At 41.6% G+C, this 14692-nt stretch carries 12 protein-coding genes; 6 read left to right on the top strand and 6 right to left on the bottom strand.

Features of this window, described 5'->3' with window-relative positions:
• Nucleotides 1-372 precede the first annotated feature (372 nt).
• Nucleotides 373-828 carry a hypothetical protein gene (locus ACR5KR_RS14015; protein WP_448266947.1) on the top strand — a complete coding sequence of 152 codons (456 nt, stop codon included), beginning with the start codon at nt 373-375 and terminating at the stop codon, nt 826-828.
• Nucleotides 829-1162: 334 nt separating this feature from the next.
• Here ACR5KR_RS14015 and ACR5KR_RS14010 read toward each other — a convergent pair whose 3' ends face one another.
• Nucleotides 1163-1375: a hypothetical protein gene (locus ACR5KR_RS14010; RefSeq protein ID WP_448266946.1), complete on the bottom strand. Its 213-nt coding sequence runs from the start codon at nt 1373-1375 to the stop codon at nt 1163-1165.
• Nucleotides 1376-1720: 345 nt separating this feature from the next.
• On the opposite strand from ACR5KR_RS14010, the gene ACR5KR_RS14005 reads away from it, so the two are divergent.
• Together ACR5KR_RS14005 and ACR5KR_RS14000 are read left to right on the top strand one after the other, a co-directional pair.
• Nucleotides 1721-3178 (top strand): protein adenylyltransferase SelO, encoded by a 1458-nt coding sequence (locus ACR5KR_RS14005; protein WP_448266945.1) that lies wholly within the window; start codon nt 1721-1723, stop codon nt 3176-3178.
• 291 nt (nt 3179-3469) lie between these two features.
• Nucleotides 3470-4000 (top strand): pentapeptide repeat-containing protein, encoded by a 531-nt coding sequence (locus tag ACR5KR_RS14000; RefSeq protein WP_445631847.1) that lies wholly within the window; start codon nt 3470-3472, stop codon nt 3998-4000.
• Nucleotides 4001-4048: 48 nt separating this feature from the next.
• Here ACR5KR_RS14000 and ACR5KR_RS13995 read toward each other — a convergent pair whose 3' ends face one another.
• The 3 genes from ACR5KR_RS13995 to ACR5KR_RS13985 all read right to left on the bottom strand — a co-directional run bounded on the left by ACR5KR_RS13995 (nt 4049) and on the right by ACR5KR_RS13985 (nt 7043).
• Nucleotides 4049-4222 carry a nucleotidyltransferase family protein gene (locus tag ACR5KR_RS13995; protein ID WP_448266944.1) on the bottom strand — a complete coding sequence of 58 codons (174 nt, stop codon included), beginning with the start codon at nt 4220-4222 and terminating at the stop codon, nt 4049-4051.
• Between the two features lie 129 nt (nt 4223-4351).
• Complete coding sequence (locus ACR5KR_RS13990) at nt 4352-4921, bottom strand: Uma2 family endonuclease (protein WP_448266943.1); 570 nt, start codon at nt 4919-4921, stop codon at nt 4352-4354.
• Between the two features lie 397 nt (nt 4922-5318).
• The gene (locus ACR5KR_RS13985; protein ID WP_448266942.1) at nt 5319-7043 is read right to left on the bottom strand and encodes an ABC transporter ATP-binding protein; all 1725 of its coding nucleotides are present in this window, start codon (nt 7041-7043) and stop codon (nt 5319-5321) included.
• 146 nt (nt 7044-7189) lie between these two features.
• Between ACR5KR_RS13985 and ACR5KR_RS13980 the strand changes: the two genes are divergently transcribed.
• Both ACR5KR_RS13980 and ACR5KR_RS13975 read left to right on the top strand, forming a co-directional pair.
• A complete protein-coding gene (locus ACR5KR_RS13980; protein ID WP_448266941.1) occupies nt 7190-7525 on the top strand; it encodes a DUF433 domain-containing protein in 336 nt (111 codons plus the stop codon).
• Nucleotides 7525-7890, top strand: coding sequence for a DUF5615 family PIN-like protein (locus ACR5KR_RS13975; protein WP_448266940.1), 366 nt, complete (start codon nt 7525-7527; stop codon nt 7888-7890). Before ACR5KR_RS13980 ends, ACR5KR_RS13975 begins: the two co-directional genes overlap by 1 nt.
• A 474-nt stretch (nt 7891-8364) precedes the next feature.
• Here ACR5KR_RS13975 and ACR5KR_RS13970 read toward each other — a convergent pair whose 3' ends face one another.
• A complete protein-coding gene (locus ACR5KR_RS13970; protein WP_445631854.1) occupies nt 8365-9357 on the bottom strand; it encodes a PRC-barrel domain-containing protein in 993 nt (330 codons plus the stop codon).
• Between the two features lie 63 nt (nt 9358-9420).
• Entirely contained in the window at nt 9421-13068 is a 3648-nt protein-coding gene (gene smc, locus ACR5KR_RS13965) for a chromosome segregation protein SMC (protein ID WP_448266939.1), read from the bottom strand.
• A gap of 498 nt (nt 13069-13566) precedes the next feature.
• Between smc and ACR5KR_RS13960 the strand changes: the two genes are divergently transcribed.
• The gene (locus ACR5KR_RS13960; RefSeq protein WP_448266938.1) at nt 13567-14388 is read left to right on the top strand and encodes a carbonic anhydrase; all 822 of its coding nucleotides are present in this window, start codon (nt 13567-13569) and stop codon (nt 14386-14388) included.
• Nucleotides 14389-14692 lie beyond the last annotated feature (304 nt).

Raw genomic sequence — 14692 nt, 5'->3', positions numbered from 1 at the left:
TTATTGCCAATATTATTTATTTCAATTATCTATTGAAGCTGCTTTTAAATCAGTTAATTTATAATTCATAATTACCAACCTTGTTTAGTCAATATATAGAAGCAAGTATTTTTTAAATTGCACTCAAATACTAATTTGTAATTTTTGAGTAATCCCTATCTTACAGCTATTCGCAATCTTATCATATCTATATGAGAATGAGTTTAATATATCAGTTGTAACATTTACAAATTCATAGTAAATTCATCATAAATACACAACAACTCCACAGGCAAATGCAATAGTAATACTTGTTCGCTAACAAGCTTAGTTACTAAAGTTAGCTTTAGCCAATGTGTCCAATTTTCTTAAACAGTTGAGGAGTTTTTTAAAATGCTCATTAATTCTATAAAGCGCTTATCTGTCTTTTCTACTATCTTCGCTTTTGCTACCATCTTAAACGGAGTTGTCTTGGCAGCACCAGGCCCAAATTCCGCCACTACACCAGCCTTAAAAACTCAGACTAGTGCTGCATCACACCAGCCAATCAAACTCACAAATCAACAGCGTCTACAAATCCAAGCGGCTCGCCAGCAAAGAGACAAGGATATTGAGGCTCTATTAAACCCGTCCCAAGATACTAAATTTAAAGCAGCACTGCAATCCCGTCAGAGAATCAGAATAGTGTTAAAATCTTTGGATCTGAATCCAGATCAACAGAAACAGGTTCAATCAATTTTGCAAGCTTATAACCTGCAAGTGAAAAAAATTCTAGCTTCACAGGTATCACAAACAACATCAAAACCAGGAGAAATTGCTTCACCAACATCACAACCAATTAAAAAATAAAAAATCAGTTTTATTTCATTAAGTTTAAATTTTGCAAGACTGGCGGATTTTATCCAAACTTCGGTTAAGCCAGTCTGATTTTTTTTAATATCCAAAACTTTATTTATTTTAGAGGATGTTTTAAAATTTATGATTGATGTATCAAATATTTTTTTTGCTCATTTTGCTCATTATTTAGTTTAAGTTAAAAAAAAGGCTATAATTTTTGAATCAACATATCTCATGGCAGAGGTAAAAATTTACTCGTGAGCGATTGACACGCGTCTACGAACTTACGCCAGCTTCAGCGTTATAATTATTCTGAGTTGCCTAACCCAATACAGGTGTATAAGCTTCAACATTGAGGGGGCTTATTCTGTACAAACCACTTTTCACAGGCATCTTTGACCACTTTTCTCTCTTCAGACGACAAAACCTCATCTGGCTGACCAGAAGCTAAAATTTTAGCGGCAGTAACCGCTTTTTCATATAACACACCGCACTGAACCAGTTCTGAACAAAAGATTTTTTCTCTTTCTTCTACTGGCGTAAAGAAATTAATTGGCATTTAGAAAAAAAATTATTTAGTTTTGTTTTTAAGAGAATACTTTTTATTACTAAACTTCTTCTTCTATCTAGTGAATAATTTCAGGTAGATAAAGCATGGTTTAATGTAAAGTTTGCTAGTAATAAAATATACAAAACTGAAATTTATCGCTGATGATTTTATTAGGCAGTTTGATACAACTACAAATTAGTCAGCGTTCTTGCTTCAATTCCACGTTTTTCAAGGTGGCTTACTTCTGCCTGCTGAAGCGCTCCCCATTTTGATCTGGATCGCTTTTTGCGTCTATGCTGATGATGCTGAAGCCAGAGGTAGTATTAAAGAAAGAATGAATTAGCTTTGCTCGTAATGACTCTGGCTGAAACTCCAAACGACAAGAATTCTAGCAATCCTTTTCTCACCCTCAACTACGAAACCGCCTTAGAATCTCTAGGAGGCGACTACTACGATGAGGTTGCAGCGGCAGAATTTCCTCAACACCTCCTGCGTTGGCGTAACGATGAACTATTACCCCGTTTCGGTCTAGACCCCCAAGCAGTCAAAGACGAAGATTTCATCATAGCCTTTGGCCAATTTCAGGGGCGTAAACCCTTGTTGGCACTGCGTTATCACGGCTATCAATTTGGTGAATATAACGGACAGTTGGGTGATGGTAGAGGCTTTCTCTACGGGCAAGTCCGCGCCAATGATGGCGAATTATACGATTTTGGCACTAAAGGTTCTGGGAGAACGCCCTACTCCCGTGGTGGTGATGGTATGCTCACGCTCAAAGGTGGGGTGCGGGAAGTTCTGGCTGCGGAAGCGCTGCACTACTTGGGTGTACGTACTTCGCGCTGTCTGAGCATGATTGAAACAGGTTTACCACTCTGGCGGGGCGATGAACCTTCGCCTACCCGTTCATCTGTGATGGTTAGGATGAGCAGTTCTCATATTCGATTTGGCACTTTTGAGCGACTGCACTATTTTCAGCGTCCAGATTTAACTCAGAAGTTATTAGACCACGTAATTGAGCAGTATTATCGACACTTAAATGCTGAAGAAGATAAATATATCCTGTTTTACGCCGAATTAGTTAAACGGGTTGCACAACTAGTAGCGCAGTGGATGGCGGCTGGCTTTTGTCATGCAGTCCTGAATACTGACAATATGTCGATTACGGGAGAAAGTTTTGATTATGGCCCTTATGCATTTATCCCTACTTATGACCCATACTTTATCGCTGCATATTTTGATTATTATGGACGCTACTGTTACAGTAATCAACCAATTATTTGCAAGCTGAATTTAGAAATGCTCCAGGAACCTTTAAAGGCAATTATTGATAAAGGTGATATGGAGAATAGTTTAGCTAGGTTTGATGAATATTATCAAGCTGAATACAATTCTTTGATGTTGAAAAAGTTGGGTTTTGTGGAGTTGCAAAATCCCCAAGCTGAAGAACTCTTAAATCTCACGATTGAATTCTTGAAAACAAGTCAAGTTGGTTATCACCAATTTTTCTATGAAATGGCTCGTACTTTTTCATCTAAATGGCGAGATGAACCAGGTTTTGTAATGAATAGTTCAGATATTGTACCAGCACCGGGCGCATCAGCAATTTTTGATGATTGGTGCATAGCATACCATAAAATATTGAATGATTTTGATAGCGATCGCCTTGATATAATAGCCCAAACTCTAGCTGTTAATAATCCCAAAACGGCATTATTAAGACCTGTAATTGAGTCGGTTTGGGAAGCAATTACTCAGGAAGATAATTGGCAACCTTTTTATGATTTAATCAAGGCAATTCAGTCTAGGAAGTAGTCAATTTACAGCTACTTTCTTTTTAATATAGTACTTCTCGTTTGTATGCAATACACTCTGACCTCACTTCCATTCCTCTCTCCTAAGAGGAGAGAGGCTTTGAAACTTACTCCCCTTCCCTTGTAGGGAAGGGGCTGGGGGTTAGGTCTGTATTCCATGCAATTGAGAACCGCTATATTATGACTTTTTGTGCTTGGTTAGTGGTTAGCTGTTCCACCTTTAATTTGCATAATTAGGGCGGGCAAGATGCCCACTTCACAAGATGGATAATTTATTTCTTGGAAGTCCCTTATGGATATTGAAGAAATGTTGGATAGATATGAAGCGGGAGAAAGAAACTTCGCTTGGAGTGTTAATTGCAGCAGAACTGGTTTGTTCATGATAGCGGTCGATCTGAGTGGGGCTGACCTGAGTGGGATCAACTTGAAAGGAGCCTTTTTGGAAGGAGCTGATTTGACTAATACCAATCTCAGTGGGGCTAATCTCAGGGGAAGCAACATGCATCAAATTGATTTGACTGGGGCTATCCTTAATGGTGCTGATTTGACTGGGGCTGAGGGGGCTGAAGCTAGTTTCTATGATACTTCTTTTGTCAGGGCTAACCTGAGCGGGGTTGAAATGAACCAATGTATTTTTAATGGTGCTAATTTCAGCCATGCTATTCTCAGGGGCGCTATTCTGGAGGACTCTAGTTTTCGTGGTGCTAACTTCACCAATGCCGATTTGCGTTCGGTTGAGGGCTTCTATAACATTCGTGAGGCTATTTTCAGTAATACCATTATGGAAGATGGAAATATTTGGTACGACAGTATTGGGTATTGAAGACCATACAATATTGCTGTCCGCATATATTTCGTTCTTTTGGAACCTTCATATATAAATTGTCTTAGCCAAAACGCGATCGCGAATTTGAGGTTTAAGACCGTTCTTAGTGATAATATCTACCTTCAACCCAAAAAGCTGACTTAAATAATCCCTAAGTTCCACCAACATAATAAAAGTAGATGCTATTTCATAATCAACCAGAATATCTATATCAATCACTTACTTCTGTCTGCTCTCTCTAGCATAAGAACTAAAGATACCGATTTCTGTAATTTGATAAATTTCATAGAGAGATTGCTTTGGTAGTGATAAAATTTGTCGAATTTCATTAATAGTTTTCATCACATTTCATCCTTGCAAAACTTCAGCAACAGTCAACTTGAGATCGGCAAATAGAGGGGAAACGATCGCATTATCTCCCACATACACCTGCTCATCATAAAAACCCTCCACCCACTCCAAAACCGTCACCTTTTGGGCAATCGGATCGACAATCCAATACTCAACAATTCCCCGCGCTGCATACTCAGAACGCTTGTAACGATAATCCCGATTTTCCTGATTTGGACTCACCACTTCAACCACCAATAACGGTGGTGGCATATCCATCAAAATTAGCGATCGTGTAGCCCCTTGCATTACAGTCGCCAACTCCTCAGAAAACACCACCAAATCAGGAACACGCACCCCCACCTGCCGGCTATTCACAGAAACTTCTGTTTTCATACTCAAACGGTAATAAGGAATACCTAATTTAGAAAAATAGATTAATAAAAACGTAGCTATCCGGCGATTTAGCTCGCTTTCTAATGGCATTTGAATTAATTTTCCATTCTCCAATTCATATAAATTATCCGTTCCATCGTCAAACTGAAGAAATTCTTCCAAAGTCATCTTTTTAGTGGCTGCAACTGTCATTGCTTTTTCTCCCATAGTTAGCTTGTATTGATTATTTTAACTAATTACTAATTCGTAATACTCGCCAAAAGCGAGAAGCAAGCTATGTAATTCGTAATTTTTGGGTTTAATTCTCCTTCTTCTATACGTGAATTTGTTTGGATCGAGGTCTAAATCCCCGTTCCAAACGGTCTTTAACTAGGAATTACGAATTATCAATTACGAATTATTTTAACAATGCCTCTAATTTCTCCATCCCCTGCTGAATCTCCGCCTCTAACTTTGCCAAATTAGCAATTTCATTCTTTTGGAACCCCAAATTTCATCGAGTATAGATACTCATTCTTCTAGCTCATAAACCGAATTTGTGAACTCAAAAACTAATTCGGTTGTCTCAAAACCTCAAACTTCCCTGCATCTAACTAAACTGTTGAGCATAAAACCGCGCATAGCGACGCTCTAGGGCTAATAATTCTTCATGGGTTCCCGATTCGACAATTTGTCCTTGTTCGAGAACTAAAATCCGATCGCACCTTCTAACTGTCGATAAACGGTGAGCAATAATAAATACTGTCCGTTTTTCCATCAATCTTTCCAGCGCTTCCTGTACCAGTGCTTCTGACTCGGAATCTAAGGCTGATGTCGCCTCATCAAGAATCAAGATTTGAGGATTGAGCAGAACAGCACGAGCGATCGCAATTCTTTGTCTTTGTCCACCTGATAAGTTTACCCCACGTTCGCCTACCCAAGTCTTATAACCTTCTGGTAGTTGGCTAATAAATTCATGGGCATTAGCAATTTTTGCTGCCTCTTTAACTGCTTTTATGTCAAAAATATATTGTCCAAAGGCGATATTTTGAGCAATCGTCCCCGAAAACATGATGGTTTCTTGAGGAACAATCCCAATTTGTCGCCGCAAACTATGCAATTTCACATCTCGAATATCAACATCGTCAATAAAGATTTGACCAACTTCGGGATCGTAAAAACGCGGGAGAAGATTCACAAATGTAGTTTTACCAGCACCAGAAGCACCCACAAGTGCGATCGCTTCACCTGGCGATACCAATAAACTGATATCTTTTAATACAGGTTCACCCGGTTTATAAGCAAAGGAAATATGACGATATTCTACTTTGCCTTTGACTGGGGGGAGAGCGATCGCATCGATCTTTTCGATCGTCGTCGGCTGAATTGCCATCAATTCAAAAACACGGTCAACAGATGCTTCACCCTGCTTAAATTCGTTGTAGTTGTTAGTAGTATGACCAATGGGATCGATTAACAGCGCCGCCGCCGCCAGGTAACTGAAAAAATTCGCCACTGTTAAGTTACCTTGGGAAATTTGCCAAGCTCCCACAATCAGTAACGATAACGCACTTAAGGCTTCCAAAAATCCCACGATCGGAATCTGAATCGCTTTCAGGCGTTCGGCTGAGTATTTGGCTTTGAGACTGCGTTCTGCTTCATGGCCAAAACGAGCAATTTCGTAATTTTCAGCAGCAAAAGCTTGTACCAAACGAATCCCGTTGAAAACTTCCGCGATGATCGCTGATAAACCCGATACGCGATTTTGACTTTTTAAGGAATACTTACGTAACCGTTCGCCAAACCAGCCAACTAAAATACCCATGAGTGGTGCAACTATCACTGTTGCTAATGTCAGTTGCCAATTCAGATAAATCATGTAAATCGGAATTGCTAGCAACTGCAAAATACAGGGGATAAAGTCGTGAAATACTTTATTTACCACTTCGCCAACGCGGTCAACATCTTCGGTGAGACGGTAAGATAAATCACCTGCTTTTGCGGTTTCAAAATAGCTGAGATTTAGCTTTTGCAGATGGGCGTAGACTTGCTGACGGAGATGAAAAGCAACTTGCAAAGCAGCTTTCGCCATGTACATATCTTGTATAGACTGAAACAAGCCTCTAACAAGAAATACTAAAGCACAACTGCCAGTTATTTGAGCGATCGCTACTACATTACCTTGGGCAAAGGGAGTTGCCAATTTCCCGGCAAGATTAATCAACACTAAAGTCGCTAGTACGTATCCCAAGATCCCAATAAGTCCCTTGGTGATGGTTTGCCACTGGAGCTGGATATAAGGCAGTAGTTGCCAGTAATTAGAACGCGTTTTCAAGCTCGAAAGTCCACAGCGATATTTTACTTTGTTTGACGCTAGCAGTTTTGGGGAGTTTCTGAACACTTAACTAATTAGTTACACACTGTTTGAGCGTTCGTTCTTTTATGATTGAAGTGGAATGTTCATTCGTGGGGTCTTGCTTTATGAAACTGGAAGAGTATTTCAACACCCTTGCACCAGATGACATTCGACTCAAAGGAACCCGCATTGGGATTGAGAGCATTCTTTACGAGTATATCTATCGCTGCAAAACACCAGAAGAAATTGCCGGACAATTTCATACGGTGACGCTGGAACAGGTTTATGCCACGATTTTGTATTACTTGCATCATCGTTCAGAGGTTGATGCGTATCTGGTAAATTGGTTAGAATTTTCTCGAACCATGCGCGAAGAACAACAGCGCAATCCTTCTCCTGCCAGGATGAGGTTTCGGCGGATGCAGGAAGAAAACGCTCCAAAGCATTTACAGGAAAGCTAATGGCAATCCGGTATCTGTTGGATGAACATCTGAATCCTACATATCGCTCCCAACTTGTGCGGCGCAACCCTGAATTGATCGTGCGAATCATTGGCGATTTAGATGTGCCATCCAAAGGCACTCCAGATCCAGAGATTTTGATTTGGTGCGAAACCAATGAATTTATTTTGGTGACAAACAACCGTAAGTCTATGCCCGGACATTTGGCTGACCATTTAGCTTCAGGTCGCCATATACCTGGAATATTCACCATCGATGCAAACCAAAGCATCGGACAAACTGTTGAAGAGTTAATTCTCATTGTGGAAGCTTCGTTTGAGGATGAATACCAGGATCGAATTGAATATCTACCCCTGAGCCAATAGCCCATTCTCCACTCCCTCACCCTTCCACCCCTCACTTCCCTGCCTACTAAGATAATTTTTGCTGTTTCTCAACAATTCGTGTGTTAATTTCTTGAAGTTCTTTTATGTAGGGTATCCATAACTCTTTATCAGCTTGCTTAATTACTTGCTCAACCTTACGCATATCTTTTTTGCTATAGCTGATTTCAGGGATCTCAGAAACTCTTTTACTCAAATTACCCTCTAGTTTAGACAGTGCGTTGTGCTGTTGCTAACGCTCTCTACTGTGTTCTAAAAAATTAGCCCTCTCCTTGTAAGTAAGGAAAAGGCTGAATTAATCTTAAAATACTTCGTAATTTTCCGGTTTAATTACGAATTACGAACTTGTACTGAGCGTCTTGCTCTGAGAGAAGCCGTAAAGCCTGCGGCATAGCTACGCTTCGGGCGCAGCCTCTCCAAGAGTTGGGAGCCGAAGTATTACGAATTACGAACTACTTAATATCCGCCTTCTTCTTCGTATTCTGGCTGTCTTTCCTTGACTTTTTTAGGAATATTCACAGGCTTCGGTGCATCTTCCCAAGCATCGCCGTCTACGTCGTCATAATCATCGTATTCGTCAACGTATGGCTTGCTATAGGGCTGGGCTTCATACTTTAGCGGCTGCGGTTGTTGATACCTGTCGCTGCCCGTTGCCTCGCTCCAGTTATCTTCTTCCTCGTCTTCTTCGTATTGAATAGATTCATACTGCCGCGCTTTCATTACCTGACGCTGTGGCCTTTCTTCTTCCACATAGTCTTCATTCCATTCTTCTTGCGCTACGGGTTCGGGAGCGCGAACTTTTTGCCTGGGTGGCTGCAATGGCACTCCACTAGGCAGTTGATTGGGTGGTGCAATTGTACGTGGTGGAGTATAGCCGTATTCTTCTTCTATATCTCGCTCCCAAGGTGCTTTGCCGATACCCAAGCGCTCTAGTAAACCAACTGTTAATTGATTCACTCGTTCTTCGGCTCCCTCAAACACAATCAACCGATTGGGGCCAGTGCTGACAATTTCATCCACTGAGAACTCGTAAGTACTCACAAATTGATCGGGAATTTGGGGCAATCCTAAAGAAGCAATGACTATAGATTCAAGCTTCCCACTTTCGCCGTTGAACTTAAAACCGCGAACTTTGCCTAAGACTTCACCTGTTTCTGTAATTACTTCCCAGTTAATCAGATTACTGAAGGATTCAACATCGATATCTTCAATAACATCTTCGTTATCAACCAGGATGACATCACCAATCTGGCTGATGTTGTTGAGGTACATATAGCGCGGTATGCCCGAAATAGAGATCAGGCTGTCTCGCAAACCAAGAGCCACAACCTCTCGTTGATCGATATCAACCCAGACTTGACTGATGATGCCTAGCCGCTTGCCGTTGTCGCGGGTAATCACCTGGGTATTTAATATGTCGGAACGCCTAATTATCTGTTCAGAGGTCATTCTATACCGAGTCCTGATCTCGAATCCGGTTTGGTTTATCTATACACTATTATTAACAAAAACTCAAGCAGATGTATTGGATGATTGTAATTTAATCCCCAAAACTTGAGTGTAAGCTCCTCGTGCTTGAGTAACGCCAATTGTGCGTTCGGCTGATTCTATCATCGGACGACGCAAACTCACAACTATAAATTGCGCTTGTTGTGACTGTTGTTTAATCATTTTAGCTAATCGCTCTACGTTTGCTCCATCTAGGAACATATCTACTTCGTCAAAGGCATAAAAGGGCGATGGGCGGTAGCGTTGCAGGGCAAAAATAAAGCTCAAGGCGGTGAGTGATTTTTCTCCCCCAGACATGGAAGCTAGGCGCTGTACGGGTTTACCTTTGGGATGTGCGACTAAATTTAGCCCACTATTAAAGGGATCTTCGGGATTTTCGAGTTGCAAGAAGCCGTCACCATCTGAAAGAATGGCAAAAATTGATTGAAAGTTTTCATTCACAGCATCGAAAGCTTCTTTAAAGGCAAGTTGCCGCAATGTGGTAAAGTTTTCAATTCGTAAAAGTAGTTCGGTGCGTTCTCCTTCTAGTGTTTCTAATTTTTGCGTGAGTTCCTGGAGACGGTTTTGAGTGCGTTCGTATTCTTCCAACGCCAGCATATTTACAGGTTCCATTGCCTGTAAGCGTTTGGTAAGCGATCGCAATTCTTTCTGCAATTCTTCTAAATCTACTTTATCTGGAACTTCTGGCAAAGGATTTGGTAATTCTGCTCCTACATCTTGCAATTGAGTTTGCAGTGCAATTAATTCTTCTCGCCGCTTCTCTTGGGTTTCTTGGAGTTTTTGGATTTCCCATTCCAATTGTTGTTGGCGCAAAAGATGCGATCGCACTTCTTGTTCTGTAGCGTCGCGTTTTTGTTTCTCTTCGCCTAAATTCTGTTCCATTTGACTCAACGATAAACGGGTTTGGGTGATTTGCTCGTCTATCGTTGTGGTTTGTGAAAAGACGCGATGAATTGCGTCTTTACAAGAGGTTTGTTGGGTTTCGTATTCGGTGATTCGCGTTTCTGCTTCTTGGATTTTTTCTTGTAAACGTTGTTGCTGATTCTCTAAATTTTTTAATCTTTGTTCTGCTTCCCGTAATGCTGTTTCGCGTTGTTGCAATTGTTGCTCTTGAATTTTAATTGTCGCCTGGATTTGTTGCCATTCGCTGGGGGTTTGGGATGCTTCTAACTCTGCTAATGCGTGTCGCAATTGTTGCAACTCATTTTCTTGCCCAGGTAATTCCCGCTCTAAAATTTCTAATCGGGATTGAGCAGCGGCTAATTTTTCGCTGTTTTGGGCGAGTTGCGATCGCGTCCCTTCTAATTGCGCTGTCAAATTCTTAATATCTTTTTGCAACTGTTCCAATTGCAACTGCTGTTCTCGCCGTGCTTGACGCGCTTCTGTTAATTCTTGGGTGAGTTTTTTGGCTCTAGCTGACAAAGTAGCGATCGCTTCAGTACAACGCTCTAAAATTCGCTCAATATCCACCAAGCGACTTTTTAAAGCGATCGCTTCATCAGATTCCGCCGCTTCACCCGTACCAAAACGTAACGCTGAACGCTGGGTATTACTACCACCAGTCATTGCGCCACTAGTTTCCAGAAGTTCCCCGTCTAAGGTGACGATGCGATACAATCCTAAATTTTTCCGCGCCGTCTCTAGGTTGGCAAATACTACCGTGTTACCGAAAACATAGCTAAATACATCTTTGTAACGGCGATCGCAATCAACTAAGTTCACAGCATAGTTCACAAAACCGCTAGCAAAACGCAGCGTTGCATCTTGGGTAAATTTGGGAACGTGAATTTTATTTAGTGGTAAAAAAGTCGCTCTCCCTGCACGTTTCTGTTTGAGCAGTTCAATCCCGGCTGCGGCGATGCTGTCATCTTCTACCACAATATGTCCCAAGCGTCCACCAGCAGCCATTTCCAAGGCTAGCTGATGGCGGGGTTCCACCAGTCCCAACTGCACAACTAAACCGCAAACACCAGGCATTCCTGATTGTAAAATGACTTTACTAGCTTGGGTTCCTTGGACTTCTTGCTGTGCTTGCGCTTGCGCCTCGATTTTATCCAACTGACGTTGTTTTTCTCGTTGTTCAGAAAGTAACCGTTTTTGGGTTTCCTGTTGGATTTGCAGTTCTTGTTCTGTGGCTGAGAGATTTTGGGCTAAATTTTGGATGGGTTCGCTAGAGGCGTTAAATTCTGTTTCAATTTGATTACATTCAGTTTGTTTTTGAGCTAGTAGGGGTTCGTCGCGTTCAATTAACTGGGTTTGCTCTTGGATAAGCTGCTGTAACTGATTATTGCGTTCTCTGAGTTGTGCTTGTTCGGTGCGTTGCGGTTCTAGAGTGTGCAGCAAAGCTTCAATTTGACGGTTGAATGCTGTTTGTTGCTGCACCCAAGCTTCTGAAGCCGAGGCGATTTCTGCGGCGGCTTCGCGGGAGGTTTCTAAGGCTTGGTGGGCTTCATTTCTTTGGTGCTGGGAAGACGCGATGAATCGCGTCTCTACAATTTGTGTTTCGGCAATTTCTTCTAGGGAACGACGGTGTTTTTGAATTTCTTGCTGAGTTTGAGCTAGACGTTTGGCAGTTTCTTGGGAAGCTGTTTGTAATTCGGTTAGCTGACGCTGGAGTTGTTTACGTTCTGCTTCTTGGGTGGCGAGGGTAGATTGTACTGCCAAAAGTTCCTCTTCTCCCAATGCTTTGACGTGGGCATTGAGTTGTTCGAGTTCAGCCGTTTTTTGAACGATTTCGGAATTTAGGTTGGTGAGTTGGGTAGTGAGTTCGGTAAAATTGCGATCGCCTGTTTGAATTTCGCGAACTAACTTTTCTTGTTGTGTTTGCAAGGAACGCCATGATAAAACAGCTTCCCAAGATTGTTTAGCGAGAAATTCTGTGCGGAGTTTTTGATATTTCTCAGCTTTCGCCCGATCTTGGGAAAGGCGATCGCGCTGTGCAGTTAATTCCGTTTCAATAATCCGACAGCTATCTTCCTTTTCCTTCACCTCATCTAAAGTTGATTTGGCTTGGACAATTTTGCGATCGAACGCTGCCACCCCAGCTAATTCATCAATAATTTCCCGCCGTTCCCGCCCATTCATCGAGATAATACTGGTGACATCCCCTTGCAGTACTACATTGTACCCTTCAGGATAAACCCGTAGATTACTTAGTTCCCCATGCAACTCTGTTAACGTGCAAGGTACACCATTGATATAATAATTCGATGTGTAAGTCCCTTGGTGAGTGACTCGTAGCCTTCTAGTAACACTCCACTCTGCCGATTTTGGATTTTGGATTTTGGATTTTGGTTCTTCCTCTACTTCCTCCGCCTCCCCTGCCTCCCCTGCCTCTTCTACTTCCTCCCTTTCCGCCTTTGCGTCTTTGTGTGAAATTTCATCCGACAAATCAAACGTTACGGTGACGCTAGCCTCAATCGAGGCACGTCCTTTAGCCGTTTGAGTGTTATTTACCAAATCCGGTAAGCGATCGGCTCGCATTCCCTTAGAACTAGAGAGTCCCAGGCAAAAGAGCAGTGCATCTAAGATATTAGACTTACCCGAACCATTTGGCCCAGATATGACAGTACACCCCGGTAGCAAAGGGACAGAAGTAGTGCCACCGAAGGATTTGAAGTTCGTAAGTTCCACGCGCTTGATGTGCACCATAGGCGCTGGTTCGCTGGGCTAATGAAGAACAAGTGTATCAACTAATTAAGAATTCGCAAGAGGGTAGGAGGGAGGATTGGGGATTATTGTAGACGCACTGCGATGAGCCTGCAAGCTTCACCCAAAAGCCTTACCACAGGCGATCGCTCAGTGTACGACAAAAATTTTGATGTCGCAAACTGAACATCAAAATTTTCCCAGAGCAGATAATATCATGTCTGACTAATTACTTGTAATTCAAAAATTTATTTCAAGATATAACTAGTTTGAAATCGGCTCAAGGCATTCTCACACCGTAATGTGACCTGCTCAGGAACAGGAAGGAGTAAGGAAAAAAAGTAACTCAACCAAATGGTAGAGGGTATTAAAAGCACCAAATGAATTTATAATATAGTAATCTTTACAATTGGAAAAACGTAGAAAGAAAGTCCTCTTTACTACCCCAATCTACTGTCTGTGATTTAGTTCTTAACCCGCAAATATTTGTAGAACTTAGTAATGAAGAAATTAATTAAAGGTCTGCGCGAATTTAAATCTAGCTATTTTTCGGTACATCAAAAATTATTTGAACAACTTTCGCATGGTCAAAAGCCCAGAGTATTATTTATTACCTGTTCTGATTCTCGTCTCGATCCAAATCTAATTACACAAGCTCAAGTTGGTGAATTATTTGTCATTCGCAATGCAGGCAACATCATTCCACCCTATGGGGCAAGTAATGGCGGTGAAGGTGCGACAATTGAATATGCTGTTCAAGCTTTAGATGTTCGCCAAATTATTATTTGTGGTCATTCTCATTGCGGTGCAATGAAAGGATTAATGAAGTTACACAATCTCAGCGATGAAATGCCACTTGTACATGATTGGCTGAAATATGCAGAAGCAACTCGAAGGCTAGTTATAGACCACTATAGCCACTACGACGGAGAAGAACTGCTAGAGATTATGATTGCCGAAAATGTTCTTACTCAAATTGAGAATTTGCGGACATATCCAGTGATTCACTCTAAGCTTTATCAGGGGGAACTCAGCATTTATGCTTGGATTTATCACATTGAAACAGGAGAAGTTTTCGCATACGATCCCCAAAAGCACGCTTATGTTTTGCCTCAAGCTTTGGTTCCAGAATCAGAAATAGATGAGTCGTTCAAGGATCGAGTTCCAAATACCAATGTAGCAGTGCGTTCCCCTCAAAACCAGCAGGATGATGTTCAACCTTATGAGAAACAGTCTGTTTCTCCATTTGAATGGTTTCCAATGAGACGACTTTCTCCAGAGCAGATGGAGCGAATTTATCGAGGTTCAAATAATGGAAGTTGAAAGATAAAAATATAGAATTTCAAACATTCTATTAGAGGGTTGAGGGTGAGGTTTTTGTACCTTACAGCTATTTTCAGGTAAATAAACTACGCGGTAGGGGCACAAGCAATGCTCAGTGGTGTAAACTTAAGCCAAAACCCTTTTAAAATCTCGTTTTCAGCCAGAGGCTGAAAATGTTACTCTTGGCGGTGCCGCGAGTTGGGAGGCGGAGCCTCAATGAAGGGCATTCCCAGTCTGAGACTGGGAACGAGATCGATGGGTATTAACTACCTATTCCTGACTTTTATTTAAGTAAGTCAAAAAT

The sequence above is a fragment of the Nostoc sp. DSM 114159 genome (assembly GCF_053470285.1).
This window is presented reverse-complemented; position numbering and strand designations above follow the sequence as displayed.

Coding starts and splice junctions, on each gene's coding strand:
- ACR5KR_RS14015 (WP_448266947.1), top strand. CDS start 373: ATGCTCATTAATTCTATAAAGCGCTTATCTGTCTTTTCTACTATCTTC.
- ACR5KR_RS14010 (WP_448266946.1), bottom strand. CDS start 1,375: ATGCCAATTAATTTCTTTACGCCAGTAGAAGAAAGAGAAAAAATCTTT.
- ACR5KR_RS14005 (WP_448266945.1), top strand. CDS start 1,721: ATGACTCTGGCTGAAACTCCAAACGACAAGAATTCTAGCAATCCTTTT.
- ACR5KR_RS14000 (WP_445631847.1), top strand. CDS start 3,470: ATGGATATTGAAGAAATGTTGGATAGATATGAAGCGGGAGAAAGAAAC.
- ACR5KR_RS13990 (WP_448266943.1), bottom strand. CDS start 4,921: ATGACAGTTGCAGCCACTAAAAAGATGACTTTGGAAGAATTTCTTCAG.
- ACR5KR_RS13980 (WP_448266941.1), top strand. CDS start 7,190: ATGAAACTGGAAGAGTATTTCAACACCCTTGCACCAGATGACATTCGA.
- ACR5KR_RS13975 (WP_448266940.1), top strand. CDS start 7,525: ATGGCAATCCGGTATCTGTTGGATGAACATCTGAATCCTACATATCGC.
- ACR5KR_RS13970 (WP_445631854.1), bottom strand. CDS start 9,357: ATGACCTCTGAACAGATAATTAGGCGTTCCGACATATTAAATACCCAG.
- smc (WP_448266939.1), bottom strand. CDS start 13,068: ATGGTGCACATCAAGCGCGTGGAACTTACGAACTTCAAATCCTTCGGT.
- ACR5KR_RS13960 (WP_448266938.1), top strand. CDS start 13,567: ATGAAGAAATTAATTAAAGGTCTGCGCGAATTTAAATCTAGCTATTTT.